10 protein-coding genes, 2 pseudogenes and 1 riboswitch are annotated in these 13,038 nt (G+C 74.7%); of the genes and pseudogenes, 6 read left to right on the forward strand and 6 right to left on the reverse strand.

Translation table 11 applies throughout. The features are described 5' to 3' along the window. Nucleotides 1-601, reverse strand: a pseudogene (locus tag ABEB00_RS02265) (tetratricopeptide repeat protein); the annotation flags it as partial. 207 nt (nucleotides 602-808) lie between these two features. On the opposite strand from ABEB00_RS02265, the gene ABEB00_RS02270 reads away from it, so the two are divergent. Together ABEB00_RS02270 and ABEB00_RS02275 are read left to right on the forward strand one after the other, a co-directional pair. Further along, nucleotides 809-1,330, forward strand: a complete 522-nt coding sequence (locus ABEB00_RS02270; RefSeq protein WP_345617085.1) for a DUF6668 family protein — start codon at nucleotides 809-811, stop codon at nucleotides 1,328-1,330. A gap of 98 nt (nucleotides 1,331-1,428) precedes the next feature. Beyond that, nucleotides 1,429-2,604: pseudogene (locus ABEB00_RS02275) on the forward strand (amidase family protein). Here ABEB00_RS02275 and ABEB00_RS02280 read toward each other — a convergent pair. The 4 genes from ABEB00_RS02280 to ABEB00_RS02295 form a co-directional block, all read right to left on the reverse strand. Next, on the reverse strand, nucleotides 2,594-3,508 hold the full coding sequence (locus tag ABEB00_RS02280; protein ID WP_345617086.1) for an ABC transporter permease: 915 nt from the start codon (nucleotides 3,506-3,508) through the stop codon (nucleotides 2,594-2,596). The pseudogene ABEB00_RS02275 and the gene ABEB00_RS02280 overlap by 11 nt on opposite strands. Further along, on the reverse strand, nucleotides 3,495-4,427 hold the full coding sequence (locus ABEB00_RS02285) for an ABC transporter ATP-binding protein (RefSeq protein ID WP_345617087.1): 933 nt from the start codon (nucleotides 4,425-4,427) through the stop codon (nucleotides 3,495-3,497). The genes ABEB00_RS02280 and ABEB00_RS02285 overlap by 14 nt, the downstream gene beginning before the upstream one ends. Before the next feature lie 104 nt (nucleotides 4,428-4,531). After that, the gene (locus ABEB00_RS02290) at nucleotides 4,532-5,794 is read right to left on the reverse strand and encodes a LolA family protein (protein WP_345617088.1); all 1,263 of its coding nucleotides are present in this window, start codon (nucleotides 5,792-5,794) and stop codon (nucleotides 4,532-4,534) included. 302 nt (nucleotides 5,795-6,096) lie between these two features. Beyond that, nucleotides 6,097-7,107 (reverse strand): polyprenyl synthetase family protein, encoded by a 1,011-nt coding sequence (locus tag ABEB00_RS02295; RefSeq protein ID WP_345617089.1) that lies wholly within the window; start codon nucleotides 7,105-7,107, stop codon nucleotides 6,097-6,099. A gap of 714 nt (nucleotides 7,108-7,821) precedes the next feature. Beyond that, nucleotides 7,822-7,990, forward strand: a riboswitch (cyclic di-AMP (ydaO/yuaA leader). 2 nt (nucleotides 7,991-7,992) lie between these two features. Between ABEB00_RS02295 and ABEB00_RS02300 the strand changes: the two genes are divergently transcribed. Next, nucleotides 7,993-8,508 carry a transglycosylase SLT domain-containing protein gene (locus ABEB00_RS02300; protein WP_345617090.1) on the forward strand — a complete coding sequence of 172 codons (516 nt, stop codon included), beginning with the start codon at nucleotides 7,993-7,995 and terminating at the stop codon, nucleotides 8,506-8,508. A 15-nt stretch (nucleotides 8,509-8,523) separates the two neighbouring features. Here ABEB00_RS02300 and ABEB00_RS02305 read toward each other — a convergent pair whose 3' ends face one another. Beyond that, on the reverse strand, nucleotides 8,524-9,336 hold the full coding sequence (locus tag ABEB00_RS02305; RefSeq protein ID WP_425586416.1) for an HAD family hydrolase: 813 nt from the start codon (nucleotides 9,334-9,336) through the stop codon (nucleotides 8,524-8,526). Nucleotides 9,337-9,572: 236 nt separating this feature from the next. Here ABEB00_RS02305 and ABEB00_RS02310 point away from each other — a divergent pair, with 236 nt between their 5' ends. The 3 genes from ABEB00_RS02310 to ABEB00_RS02320 all read left to right on the forward strand — a co-directional run bounded on the left by ABEB00_RS02310 (nucleotide 9,573) and on the right by ABEB00_RS02320 (nucleotide 13,023). Further along, nucleotides 9,573-10,661 (forward strand): GNAT family N-acetyltransferase, encoded by a 1,089-nt coding sequence (locus tag ABEB00_RS02310; RefSeq protein ID WP_425586420.1) that lies wholly within the window; start codon nucleotides 9,573-9,575, stop codon nucleotides 10,659-10,661. Between the two features lie 71 nt (nucleotides 10,662-10,732). After that, the gene (locus ABEB00_RS02315) at nucleotides 10,733-12,166 is read left to right on the forward strand and encodes a glycosyltransferase family 2 protein (protein WP_345617092.1); all 1,434 of its coding nucleotides are present in this window, start codon (nucleotides 10,733-10,735) and stop codon (nucleotides 12,164-12,166) included. Nucleotides 12,167-12,267: 101 nt separating this feature from the next. After that, nucleotides 12,268-13,023: a polysaccharide deacetylase family protein gene (locus ABEB00_RS02320; protein ID WP_345617094.1), complete on the forward strand. Its 756-nt coding sequence runs from the start codon at nucleotides 12,268-12,270 to the stop codon at nucleotides 13,021-13,023. The last annotated feature ends 15 nt before the right edge of the window (nucleotides 13,024-13,038 follow it).

Raw genomic sequence — 13,038 nt, forward strand, 5'->3', positions numbered from 1 at the left:
GGGGCGGGGGCGCGGGGGGGCGCGAGGTCGCGCCGGTGGTAGCGGTCGCGCCGGTCGCACCCATCGTGGGGGGTGGCCCGAAGACTCCGGTCGGCGGCAGCACGGTCCCGGGAGCCGGGGCGGGGGGCGGTGTCGGTTGCTGGTCCGGGAGGGCTCGCAGGGTGAACGTCGGAGGGGATTCCGGTGCCGGTGCCCGGGTCGGACCGGGACCGGGACCCAGGATCTGCGTGGCTCCGTCGTCCGTGGGGCGGCCGGTGTCCTCCCGCGGTGGTGTGTCCTCCTGCGGTGGTGTGTCCTTCCGCGGTGGTGTCCGGGCCGGTTCGCCGGTGAGGTGGCTGGAGCCGTCCGGGTCGACGCGGAGCGGGACGACGTATCCGATGCGCGCGTCGCTGATCGTGGCGAGGACCGAGCGGCCGGAGGCGAGCGCGAGGCGCTGGAGCCGGTCGAGGACGGTCTGCTGGATCTCCTGGCCGGGGGCCGCGGTGACCGGCGCGCCGCCGACCGTGCCGGTGCCGGCGGCCGAGACCCGCACGTCGATCGGCGGCTCCACGGGGGCGGCCGGCCGGTCGTCCCGCTTCTTGTCGCGGCTGAGTCGAGCCATCGTCCCCTCACTCATCGGTGGGTTCCGTGTGCGGCCGTGCCGGTGGTTGCCCTCCCCGTGCCGTCCGGAGCCTTTCGAACACCTGCTGTCGAGTCTCTCCGCTCGCGCGCGGTTCTCGCGTCACCACGCTGTCACAGGCTCGTTCCAGGAGGTCACGGTGGGGCCGTCGGGGGGAGCGGCGGGGCGTGCCGAGGGAGCGGGGCGGGCATGCGTCCAGACATGCGACAGGGACCGGAGATCTGGATCCGCGGCCCGGTGCCCGTACCGGAAGCGGCCTCGCCGCCGCCTCCCGTACCGGCGCCGGACGGCACCCGGCGGTTCTCGTGGGTCGGCGCGCACGGCGGGGCGGGCACCACGACCCTCGCCGAGGTCTACGGCGGACAGGACCGCGGCCGTCGGTGGCCCGGCCCCGGCGAGCTGGCATCGGTGCTGCTGGTCGCCCGGACCCACGCGACGGGACTGGCGGCGGCCGGCCGCGCCTTGGAGGCCATGAACTCCAGGAACTCCATGACCGCCATGAACGCCATGAACGCCCCGCGCGCTCTCGTCCTCGTCGCGGACGCCCCCGGCCGGCTGCCCCGGCCGCTCGCCCAGCGGGTGCGGCTGCTGGAAGCCTCCGTGGACGTGCACCGCGTCCCCTGGGTACCGGCCTGGCGGCTGGGCGACCTGACCGGGGCCCCGCCGCGCGGCACCGAGTCGCTGGCGCGGCTGACCGGAGCGGGACGCTGACGGCGGCCCCCGCCGAGCGGTCCGCGACGGAGATCGCGCAGGCCGTGCGGTCCGGGGCGCTGCGCGCCGTCGACGCGGTGGCGGAGGCACTCGAAAGGATGACGGCCGTCGACGTCACCCTGTGCGCGTTCCGTGCGGTGTGGCCCGAGGAGGCGCTGCGGCGGGCCCGGGAGATCGACGCGCGCGTCGGCGCGGGCGCGCGGCTGCCGCTGGCGGGCGTGCCGATCGCCGTGAAGGGGCGGTACGGGCTGCGCGCGGCCGGCCCGCTCCTGGCGGCGGGCTGCGTGGCCGTGGGCGAGACCTCGGTACCGGGGCCGGGTACCGGGTGGCAGACCTGGGGGCTCGGATCGGGCGGCCGTACGGTCAACCCGTGGCGCGCCGACCGTACGCCGGGCGGCTCCTCGGCCGGGTCGGCGGCGGCCGTGGCGGCCGGCCTCGTGCCACTGGCGACCGGCAGCGACGGGGCGGGCTCGGTCCGTCTCCCGGCGGCCTGGTGCGGCGTCCTCGGCCTGAAGCTGACGACCGCCGACCGGGCGGAAGGGGCCCGGTCGGCGGTCCCGGGCGCCGCGGCACCGCCCGGTCCCCCGCGCCTCACCGCCCCCGGTGTCCTCACCCGCACCCCCGCCGACGCGGCGGCGTACCTGCGGGCGATGACCCCGCCGGCCCCACCGGCCGCATCGGTCCCACCGGCCCCACCGGCCTTCGGCAGGCCCTCCCCCGGCGTGCCCGCCCCGGGCATGCCCACCCCCTGGCCGGCGCCCCCCGCGCTGCCGCTGCCCGCCGTCTGGTCCGCCGACCTGGGTTTCGCCGGTCCCGACCCCGAGCCGGTCGCGCTGGCCAGGGCGGCGGTGGACCGCCTGGTCGCGGCGGGGGCCGTGCGGCTGGTACGGCCCCGGCGCCCGCTGCGGCTGCTGGACCCGGCGGCCGCCTGACTGACTCTGCGCACGCCCGGCGCCGACCCGGCCGGCGCGCTCCGGGTCCGGGCGGCGAACGACCGCCGGCTGGCCCGGCTGTTCACCGAGGCGGCGGTGCTGCTGACGCCGACGGCCCCGACCGCCCCGCACGGTCACGAAGGACCGGGCGACCGTTACTCCACCGCTCTGACCTGGGCGTTCAACCTGAGTGGACACCCCGCGCTCAATCTTCCGGCGGGTTTCGGCGCGGACGGCTGTCCGGCCGGGCTGCAACTGGTGGCGCCGCACGGCGGCGAGGCGCTGCTGCTCTCGGTGGCGGAAGCCGCGGACCCGGTCGCCGTCGCCCGGGTCAGGCCGTGATGTCCTTCGCGGTGAACCGCGCCCAGGCGGCCGAGCCGAACACCACCGCGTACAGCCCCTGGAGTCCGAGGTTCCTGAGCAGGTCGTCCCAGTAGACGGGTTCGCGCAGCAGGTCGGCGAAGGACAGCCAGTAGTGGGAGAAGAAGTACGGCTGGAAGGCGTGCAACTGCGGGAACTGGTCGAGGATCTGGACGGTGATCAGCAGGCCGACCGTCGTCGCCATCGCCGCGATGCCGCTGCCGGTCAGCGTCGAGACGAAGAGGCCGAGGGCGGCCAGGCCCACCAGCGAGGCGGCGACGACCAGGGCGATCAGCAGGGCGCGGCCCAGCCCCTCGGCGAAGGAGATCCGGGTGCCGGAGATGGTCGTGACGTCCCCGAGCGGGAAGAGCAGGGCGCCGGCCGCGAACGCCGAGACGGCGACCACCAGGGTCGCGGCCAGGCAGAAGGCGATCACGGTGGCGTACTTGGTGAGCAGCAGCCGGGTGCGGCCGGCGGGGGCGACCAGGAGGTAGCGCAGGGTGCCCGCGCTCGCCTCGCCCGCGATCGCGTCCCCGGCGACGACGCCGATCGCCATCGGCAGGAAGAAGGGGAGGGTCGCGGCGAGCGCGGTGAAGACCAGGAAGAGTCCGTTGTGGGTGACCTGCGAGATGAACGCCGGTCCGGCACCGCCCCCGCCGGCCGCCGAACCGTCGCTCGTCTCGATCTTCACGGCGACGCCGACCAGGACGGGCACGGCGGCCAGCACGCCCAGCAGGGCGAGGGTGCGCCAGCGCCGGAAGGTGGTGAGCAGCTCGCTGTGGAGGAGCCCGAGCGTCCACAGGGCGCGCGGCTCCCGGGCGGGCGCCGGGGGCGGCGCCGCCGCCTCCTCCCGCGTCACCGGTCCGCCCGCCTCAGCCCGCGACATCGAATCCCTCTCCGGTCAGCGCGACGAAGGCGTCCTCCAGGGAGGCGCGTTCCAGGCCGAAGCCGCGCACCCGGACGCCCGCCGCCACCAGGGCCGCGTTCACCTCGGCCGGGTCGCGGTCGGGCGGTTCCGCCGTGACCCGGTCCCCGGCGGCCAGCACCTCGTCGGCGCCCTGCTCCTTCAGCACCCGGGCGGCGGCGTCCGGGTCCGGTGTGGTCACCACCAGCCGGCCGCGCGCCCCGGCGGACAGGTCGGCGACCGGCCCCTGGGTGAGCAGCCGGCCGCGTGCCATCACGGCGGCGTGCGTGCACACCTGCTCGATCTCGTCCAGCAGGTGGGAGGAGAGGAAGACGGTGGTGCCGTCCGAGGCCAGTTCGCGCACGAGGGTGCGGATCTCCCGCATGCCCTGCGGGTCGAGCCCGTTGGTCGGCTCGTCGAGCACCAGCAGGCGGCGCGGCTGGAGCAGTGCCGCCGCGAGGCCGAGCCGCTGCTTCATGCCGAGCGAGTACGCCTTGGCCTTCTTCCCGGCGGCGGCGGTGAGACCGACCCGGTCCAGCGCCCCGGCGACCCGGGCGCGCCGGGTGCGCGGATCGGCGGCCGGGTCGGCGGCGTCGTAGCGCAGCAGGTTGTCGCGGCCGGTCAGGAAGCCGTACAGGGCCGGGCCCTCGATGAGGGCGCCGACCTGGGGCAGTACGGACCGGGCGGCGCGCGGCATCGGCCGGTCCAGTACCCGGGCGGTGCCCGAGGTGGGTGCGATCAGGCCCATCAGCATGCGGATGGTGGTGGTCTTGCCGGAGCCGTTGGGGCCGAGGAAGCCGAAGACGCTGCCCGCCGGGACGGCCAGGTCGAGGCCGTCGACGGCGAGCTGTCCGCCGCGGTAGCGCTTGGTCAGGCCGCGGGTGGCGATGACGGCGTCCATCGGCTCCTTCGCTCCGTCGTGCACTGCGGCCCCTGCTCCCGGACCGGCTGTCGTTCCGTATGCCGTTCGCGGTACGTCACGCGCGGTACGTCACGCGCGATACGTCACGCGCCGGCGTCGGCCGCCTTCACCAGGGCCTCCTTGGTGACCAGGCCGGCGTAGACCTTGCCGTCGTCGGTGATCAGGGCGTTGACCAGGCGGGTGCTGAACACCGTGCCCTTGCCGAACTCGCCGCTGACCTGGTCGCCGAGCGAGCCGAGGAAGCCACCGAGGGCGCCGCCCGCCTCGCCGGCCGGCAGGCCGCCCCGGGAGCCGGTGTCGAAGGCGGCGACCGTGTTCCAGCCCTCGCCGAGGACCTTCAGGCCGTCGAGGCCGGCGGCGAGGTCCCGCTGCGCCCGCTGCGCCGCGCGGCCGTGCCCGGGTGCCTCGGCGGACACGTCGGCCGGCGCTTCGCCCTCGGTGACCTTCGCGCCCTCGGGCGGGGTGAAGTCGAAGGTGGAGGCGTCCGGCTTCGCGAAGTCGACCTTGGTGAATCCGGCGTCCACGACCGCCGCGCCGCCGGCGGCCGGGGTGAGGGTGAACTTCAGCGGCGTCCCGGTCTCCGCGTCCACGGCCACGGTGATCGCGCCGACCGTGGAGCCCTGCTGCCGCGGCTCGATCACCAGCCGGTACGCGTCCCGGCCGGCCACCTGGGCGGTGCCGTCGACGGTCACCGAGGTGGTGTCGTCGACCGCCTTCAGTGCCTGCTCGGCGAGGTCCTTCGGCGTGGCCGGGACCTGTTCGCGCGCGGCACCGGCCCGGTCGGAGACGGTGGTGTGGTAGACCTCGCCGGACTTGCTGTCGTAGCCCCAGACGTCCTTGCCGTCGTGGATGACGCTGTACTCGGCGGCGTCCTGGAGCAGCGACACCTTCTGCCGGTCGGGGCCGTCGGCGGCGACGCGCAGCGTGTGGGTGCCGGTCGCCAGTTCGGTGAGCCTGGCGGTGGGGTCGGCGGCGGAGCCGTCCTTCGCGCCGGAGCCGGCGGCGCCGGACATCAGGCCGCTCTCCAGACCGCCGAGGTCGGGCAGCCCGAGGTCGGTGCTGATCTTCACGGTGCCGGAGAGCTGTTCCTCGTCCGACTCGGCTATCCGCTGGACGAGTCGGGTGGCGGTGATCTCGGGAAGGTCCGGGTCGCCGGAGTCGGCGAGCGCCGGGACGAGCCCGATCGTCGCCGCCGCGACGCCCACGACCGTCACCGGGACGACGTACCGCGCGGCCCCGCGCCGCCTCGCCGCCCGCAGCTCGTCCTGAGCGGCGGCGGCCTGACCGGCACTCTGCTCGGCGTTCTGCTCCGCGGCCGTGCTGCCGTCGGATCCGTACGGTGCCATGTGTGCCCTACCTCCGTCGTCGGCGGCGGCTCTCCCGCGACCTCGCACCGGTCCGCCCGCGCACCGGTCCGCCCTGAGCCGCCATTCTCACCCGAATCGGTGAGGATTGGTGGTTTCCGTGAGGACCATCTGACCAAATCGGCGGACCGCAAGCGTCAGTCCCCGGGCTCAACTCGTCTACTGCTGCGGTATGACACCGGGGGGCTACGGCTCCCCCGACCCGTAAGGGACGGGGCACCCGGCGAGTGGGCGCGAGGGAGGCGCGGCGGGCACGCGGCGGGGGCGGGGCGGGGCGCGGCGGGTCAGCCGGCCCGGTGCACCACCGCGTCGCACAGTTCCACCAGCGCGGTCTTCGCCTCGCACTCGCGCAGCGGGGCCAGTGCGGCGCGGGCGTCCTTCGCGTAGCGGACGGTGTCCCGCCGGGCCTGCTCCAGCGCCGGGTGGGCGCGCAGCAGCCGCAGCGCCTCCGCGTGCCGGGCGTCGTCGGTGAGGTCGGAGTCGAGCAGCTCGCACAGGGCGAGGTCCTCGGCGAGTCCGAGGCGGGCCGCCCGCTCGCGCAGCCGGAGCACGGGCAGGGTCGGGATGCCCTCGCGCAGGTCGGTGCCGGGGGTCTTGCCGGACTCGTGGGAGTCGGAGGCGATGTCCAGCACGTCGTCGGCGAGCTGGAAGGCGACGCCGAGCCGCTCGCCGTACTGGGTGAGGACGTCGACGACCGTCTCGTCGGCGCCGGACATCATGGCGCCGAACCGGCAGGAGACGGCCACCAGCGAGCCGGTCTTGCCGCCCAGCACGTCCAGGTAGTGCTCGACCGGGTCCCGGCCGTCCTGCGGTCCCGCGGTCTCCAGGATCTGGCCGGTGACAAGGCGCTCGAACGCCAGGGCCTGCACCCGGACCGCCTCCGGCCCGAGGTCGGCGAGGATCTGCGAGGCGCGGGCGAACAGGAAGTCGCCGGTGAGGACGGCGACGGAGTTGTCCCAGCGGGTGTTGGCGCTGGGCACCCCGCGCCGGACCTCGGCCTCGTCCATCACGTCGTCGTGGTACAGCGTGGCGAGGTGGGTCAGCTCCACGACGACGGCCGAGGGCACGATGCCCGGGGCGTCGGGGTCGCCGAACTGGGCCGCGAGCATCACCAGCAGTGGCCGGAAACGCTTGCCGCCCGCCCGCACCAGGTGCTGGGCGGCCTCCGTGATGAAGGGCACCTCGCTCTTGGTTGCCTCAAGCAACCCTTCCTCGACAGCCGCCATTCCGCCCTGGACACCGGCTTCCAGAGCCTGGTCCCGCACGCTCAGCCCGAACGGCCCGACGACGGTCACGAGGGGTCTCCTGTCTGCTGGTGTCCACTGCGGTCACACGGTTTGTCGATAGGTCGCTGCCACCACTCAAGTCAGCGTATCCGGTCACCTTTCGATCACCGATAGCGCCCACCGTTACAGGCCGGTCGGTATCGGACCATGATCGGTACGTTTCTGATCAGGTGATATGAGCAGCCGTGCGCGGACTTCGCCGAGCGGTCGGGGCGCGCCGGCGAAGGAGGGTTCCTCCGGAGACCCCACCACCCCCTCCAACGTCCGACGGCCCGGGAACGTCACCCATTCGACACGCAAACCCGCGTTCCCGCTCTCGGCCGAGTACCTCCTCACTGATAGCCGGGCAGGCGCCGCGACGGCCGAAATCCGGCCATCGGACCGGGCGTGGGGACACCCGGCGACCGCCTTGGCGAGCGGCCGCGACCACGCTCGGGCAGTTACAGCCAAGTTGCAGCTATTGCCCGATTTGCCACTTTTGCTGAGCCCAGTGAGTTGGCTCACGCCACCACCCCGGCCGGCCCGTCCCCCACGGACACCCTCGCCCCGTTGTCCCGTAAGCCAGTTGAGCCTTGCCACTCGCAAAGGATCAAGCACACCAAATCGCCCAGACCAAGGTCAACATGCACGTTGGTGATTCCGGCACTTGTTTCCGACATGTGCTTCCGCATACGTTCCCGGCCTGTCGGGCGGACGCCGAATCCTGCCACCGCCGGACAGACCCACATCCACCCACCAACTCACGCACGGCAGGAGCGGGGGACCCAGGTAAGCCGCCGCGCCGGTCCGCGGACCAGTGCGGCTAGGGGTCAAGCGGCGCCCAGCGGGGCGCCACCGGGCACCTCCCGCCCGAACCCGACAGCTCACCTCGCAGGCGTAGGAGAGGACCTCACCATGCCCGCAAACGGCCTCCGGTTCGCCGGGACCACCCGCCTCACCCGCAAGCTCGCCGTCGCCGGTGCCGGCGCCGCCGTGCTCGCGCTGCCGCTCTTCGGCGCCACCAGCGCCTCCGCCGCCCCGGCCGCCCCGGCCGCCGACTCGACCACGACGGCGGTCACCACGGCCGCCATGACCGCGGCCAACGGCTACAGCAACACCCTGGACGGCTGGATCCGCCAGTCGCTCGACATCATGGCCGCCAAGGGGATACCCGGTTCGTACGACGGCATCTACCGCAACGTGATGCGGGAGTCGTCCGGCAACCAGTTCGCCATCAACAACTGGGACGTCAACGCCGTCAACGGCACCCCGTCCAAGGGTCTGCTCCAGGTGATCGCGCCGACCTTCGAGGCGTACCACGTCGACGGCACCTCCTGGGACCCGTACGACCCGGTCGCGAACATCACCGCCGCCTGCAACTACGCGGCCCAGCGGTACGGCTCCATGGACAACGTCTTCGGCGCCTACTGATCTCCCCCGCCGGCTTCAGAGAACTGCCGGGAAGAGTCGTTCGAGGACGACGGCCACGCCGTCGTCCTCGTTCGACGTGGTGACCTCGTCGGCCACCGCCTTCAGCTCCGGGTGGGCGCCGGCCATGGCGACGCCGCGCGCCGCCCAGTCGAACATGGGGATGTCGTTGGGCATGTCGCCGAAGGCGACCGTCTGCGCCGCCCGCAGCCCCAGGTGGCGCGCGGCCAGCGCCAGACCGGTGGCCTTGGTGACCCCGCACGGCTGCAGCTCGACCGTCCCCGGCCCCGACATGGTGACCGTCGCCAGCGAACCGACCACCCCGCGCGCCGTCGCCGCCAGCTCGTCGTCGGACAGGTAGGGGTGGCGCAGCAGCACCTTGCTGAGCGGTGCCTCCCACAGGTCGTCGCGCCGGCCGACCCGGACGGCGGGCAGCGTCGGGTGGGGCATCAGGTACCCCGGCTCGATCAGCGTGAGCCCGTCGACCCCGTCCTGGTCGACGGCTGCGTACACCTGGCCCACCTCGGCCTCGATCTTGCCGAGCGCGGTCTCGGCCAGCTCCCGGTCCAGGGTGACCGACCACAGCAGGCGGTCCGCGCCGGCGTCGTACACCTGCGCGCCCTGCCCGCACACCGCGAGCCCCCCGCAGCCGAGGTCGGTGAGGAGGGTGCGCACTCTGGGCGCCGGGCGGCCCGTCACCACGAGGTGTTGCGCGCCGGCCTCCGCCACGCGGGCCAGCGCGGCGCGCGACCGGTCGGAGACGGTGTCGTCGCCGCGGAGCAGCGTCCCGTCCAGGTCGGTGGCGACGAGTGCGTAAGCGGTGGGGTCCATGATCAGAGAATACGGATCCCGAGGGGTCCCGACTCACCGTCGTCAAGGGGGCGTTCACGCGCGCGCCCCCCACACACAACTGTCCGAAAGCTGACGCTACATCGGCTAAGGGCGGTTGAAGCGCTGTGCACCGGTTGGCAGCAACATGCTCCGCTGCCTACCCCCGAACGGGCCCCGGAGGTACCTTCCTACTGTCCAGGGGGCTTGATCGGGGGGTCGGGTTGAACAGCGGACGCATTCGGGTGCTCGTGCCGGAGGAACTGGGCGAGGGGGAACGGCAGCACTGGCGCGAACTGCGGGCCAAGTCGCCGTCCCCGCGCAACCCCTTCATGGAACCGGAATTCACCGACGTCATCGGCCGGGTCCGGCCCGGGGCGCGCGTCGCGGTGGTGTACGAGGGCGGCGCGGCCGCCGGTTTCCTGCCCTTCGAGCGGGGACGGCTGGGCCAGGGCCGGGCCGTCGGCCTCGGCGTCTCCGACTGCCAGGGGGCGGTGCTGCGCCAGGGCCTGGTCCCCGGCGCCCCGGGCGCTCCCGACGCCCGCGAGCTGCTGCGGGCCTGCCGCCTGTCCAGTCTCGCCTTCGACAACGTGGAGGCGGAGCAGCCCCTGTTCCTGCCGTACGCCGCCGAGAGGTACGCGGCGCACGTCATCGACGTGGCGCGGGGCTACCGGGCGTACGAGGACGTCCTGCGGGCCCGGTCGCCGAAGTTCCTGAAGACGACCCTGGCCAAGGAGCGCCGGCTCGGCCGCCAGGTCGGGGACGTGCGGTTCGTGTTCGACGAACGGGATCCGGCCGCGCTGCGCACGCTCATGGCGTGGAAGTCGGCGCAGTACCGCAGGACCGGCCGCCGGGACCGGTTCGCCCGGGAGTGGATCACCCGGCTGGTGCACCGGCTGGCCGAGACCCGGGCCACCGAGTGCTCGGGCACGCTGTCCGTGCTCTACGCCGGCCGACGGCCGGTCGCCGCCCACTTCGGGCTCCGCTCGACGACCGTCCTGGCCTGCTGGTTCCCGGCGTACGACCCGGAGGCCGCGAAGTACTCGCCGGGGCTGGTGCTGCATCTGCGGATGGCCGAGGCCGCCGCCGCCGAGGGCATCGGCCTGCTGGACCTGGGGCGGGGCGCGGCCGAGTACAAGGACTCGCTGAAAACCGGCGAACGGCCCGTCTACGAAGGTGCGGTGACGCGTTGGGGGGCGGGCGCGGCACTGCACTGGCTCGGACGCGAGCCCGCGCGCCGGGCGCACGGGTTCGTGCGCGCCCGTCCCCGGCTCGCGTCGGTGGCGGCACGGACACTGAAGGGCGCGGGGCGGCTGCGCGGCAGATGAGGCGTGCGCGGGGCGCGCGGACGTGAGGGGGGCGGCCAGGGGGCCGGCTCCGGTGACCGAGGGGGATGCGCATGTTCGGTACGGCACGCGCGCGGCAGGAGACGGAACGGGAGATCGCGGACTTCCTGAGCATCGGGCCGGTGCAGGTGGCCGAGCTGGATCTCGGGGGCGCGGACACCGGCGGACCGGCGCACGACGGGGCCTCGCGCGGCGGGGTGTCGCTCAGACCGGGGCCGGGGGGTCCGCCCGTGACCGCAGGTGAGGTGTTCGTGCTGGTCCGGCGGGCGGGGGTGCCGGTCGGCACGCTGGTCGGGCGGGTGCCGGAGGGCGCCGACCCGGTGGACGTACTGGCGCGGCTCGCGCGGGACGTACTGCCGCCGGGGGCCGGAGAGGCGACGGCGCCGGGGCCGGCGGCCGGACCACCGGAGCGGGGGCCGGCGCTCCCGTCCGCCAGTGTCGTCGTGGCCACCCGGGAGCGCGTGGGGCAACTGGCCCGCGCGCTGGACTCGCTGCTCGTCCAGGACCACCCCGACTACGAGGTGGTCGTCGTGGACAACGCGCCGGTGACCGCCGAGACCCGCGAACTGGTCGAACGCGAGTACGGCGAACGGGTGCGGTACGTGTGCGAACCGGTGCCCGGCCTCGCGGTCGCCCACAACCGGGGGCTCGCCGCCGTGCGCGGCGAGGTGATCGCCTTCACCGACGACGACGTGGTCGCCGACCCGCGCTGGCTGACCGAGCTGTGCGCGCCGTTCGCCGCCGACCCGCGCCTCGGCTGCGCGACCGGCCTGATCCTGCCCGCGCGGCTGCGCACCCCCGCACAGGTCCTGCTGGAGAGCCACGGCGGCTTCGCGAAGGGCTTCACGCCACGGACGTACGATCCGCGGCGGCCGCCCGCCGACGAACCGCTGTTCCCGTTCACGGCCGGACGGTTCGGCTCGGGTGCCGGCATGGCCTTCCGTACGGCGGTGCTGCGCGCGGCCGGCGGTTTCGACCCGGCCACCGGGGCGGGCACCCGCGCCCGCGGCGGCGACGACCTCTACGGCTTCGTCCGCGTCCTCGCCCGCGGCCACCGGCTGCACTACACCCCGCGCGCCCTGGTGTGGCACCACCACCGGGAGGGCTGGCGGGACCTGGAGACCCAGGCGTTCGGCTACGGCGCCGGCCTGACCGCCTACCTCACGGCGACCCTCGTGAACAGTCCCGCCCTGCTCCCCTCCTTCCTGGCCCGGCTGCCCCGGGGCCTGGCCCACGCGCGGACGCTCACCGCCGTACGGGACAAGAAAGAGGACGGGGACGGGGACGGGGGCGAGGGTAGGGGCGGGGGCGGGGGCGAGGGTGGGAGTGGGGGCGGGGGCGGGGGCGGGGTCCCGGGTGGGCACGACGCCCGTACCCATCCCTGGCCGCGGCGTCTTTCGCGCCTGCAGCGCCGGGGCATGCTGTACGGCCCCGTCGGCTATCTGCGAGCCCGCCGCGCCCTGCGCACGGACGGCGGAAAGCCGTGAGGAGAAGAGGCGGGACCGAGGGGGACGGGAGTGCGAGAGAGGCGGCGGACGAGGGCCCGGCGGCGGGCGGGTACATCCCGGTCTTCCTCTATCACGCGGTGATGGACGAACCGCCCCACTGGATAGCGGAGTTCACCGTCACCCCGCGGCAGTTCGCCGCGCAGATGGACGCGATCGCCGACAGCGGCCGTACGCCGCTCACCATCAGCGCGCTGGCCGACCGGCTCGCGGGGCGGGCGCCGCTGCCGCCCCGGCCGGTGCTGCTCACCTTCGACGACGGGTTCGCGGACCTGCCGGGGCCGACCGCGCACGCGCTCGCCGAGCGCGCGCTGCCCGCGACCGCCTATCTCACCACCGGTGCCATCACACCGGGCGGACACAGCCTGCTGCCGCCCGCGCCGATGATGACGCTGGCCCAGGCGGCCGAACTGGAGTGCCATGGCATGGAGATCGGCAGCCACACGGTCACCCACGCCCAGCTCGACACCCTGTCCGACCGGGCGCTGACGGACGAGCTGCGCGTCTCCAAGACCGTACTGGAGGACGCCCTGGGCCGTCCCGTCCGGCACCTCGCCTACCCGCACGGCTACAACAGCGCGCGGGTCCGCTCGCGGTCGGCGCGGATCGGGTACGAGACGGCGACCGCGGTGCGGCACGCGCTCAGCTCGGACCGGGACGAGCGGTACCGCATCGCCCGGCTCATCGTCCGGCGCACCCACACCGTCGCCGACGTGCGCGGCTGGCTGGCGGGCGAGGGCGCCCGGATCGCCCCCTACCGCGACGGGCCGAAGACGGTCGCCTGGCGCTGGTACCGGCGGGGCCGCGCGGTGGTGCGCGGGCCGGAGTTCGCCGGGTGAGGCCGCCGGCCGGGG

This window comes from Streptomyces ziwulingensis (assembly GCF_039542605.1).
GTDB lineage: Bacteria > Actinomycetota > Actinomycetes > Streptomycetales > Streptomycetaceae > Streptomyces > Streptomyces ziwulingensis.

Excerpts from the sequence above, each read along its gene's own strand:
- ABEB00_RS02270 (WP_345617085.1), top strand. The coding sequence starts at position 809 with ATGCGTCCAGACATGCGACAGGGACCGGAGATCTGGATCCGCGGCCCG.
- ABEB00_RS02280 (WP_345617086.1), bottom strand. The coding sequence starts at position 3,508 with ATGTCGCGGGCTGAGGCGGGCGGACCGGTGACGCGGGAGGAGGCGGCG.
- ABEB00_RS02285 (WP_345617087.1), bottom strand. The coding sequence starts at position 4,427 with ATGGACGCCGTCATCGCCACCCGCGGCCTGACCAAGCGCTACCGCGGC.
- ABEB00_RS02290 (WP_345617088.1), bottom strand. The coding sequence starts at position 5,794 with ATGGCACCGTACGGATCCGACGGCAGCACGGCCGCGGAGCAGAACGCC.
- ABEB00_RS02300 (WP_345617090.1), top strand. The coding sequence starts at position 7,993 with ATGCCCGCAAACGGCCTCCGGTTCGCCGGGACCACCCGCCTCACCCGC.
- ABEB00_RS02305 (WP_425586416.1), bottom strand. The coding sequence starts at position 9,336 with ATGGACCCCACCGCTTACGCACTCGTCGCCACCGACCTGGACGGGACG.
- ABEB00_RS02315 (WP_345617092.1), top strand. The coding sequence starts at position 10,733 with ATGTTCGGTACGGCACGCGCGCGGCAGGAGACGGAACGGGAGATCGCG.
- ABEB00_RS02320 (WP_345617094.1), top strand. The coding sequence starts at position 12,268 with ATGGACGAACCGCCCCACTGGATAGCGGAGTTCACCGTCACCCCGCGG.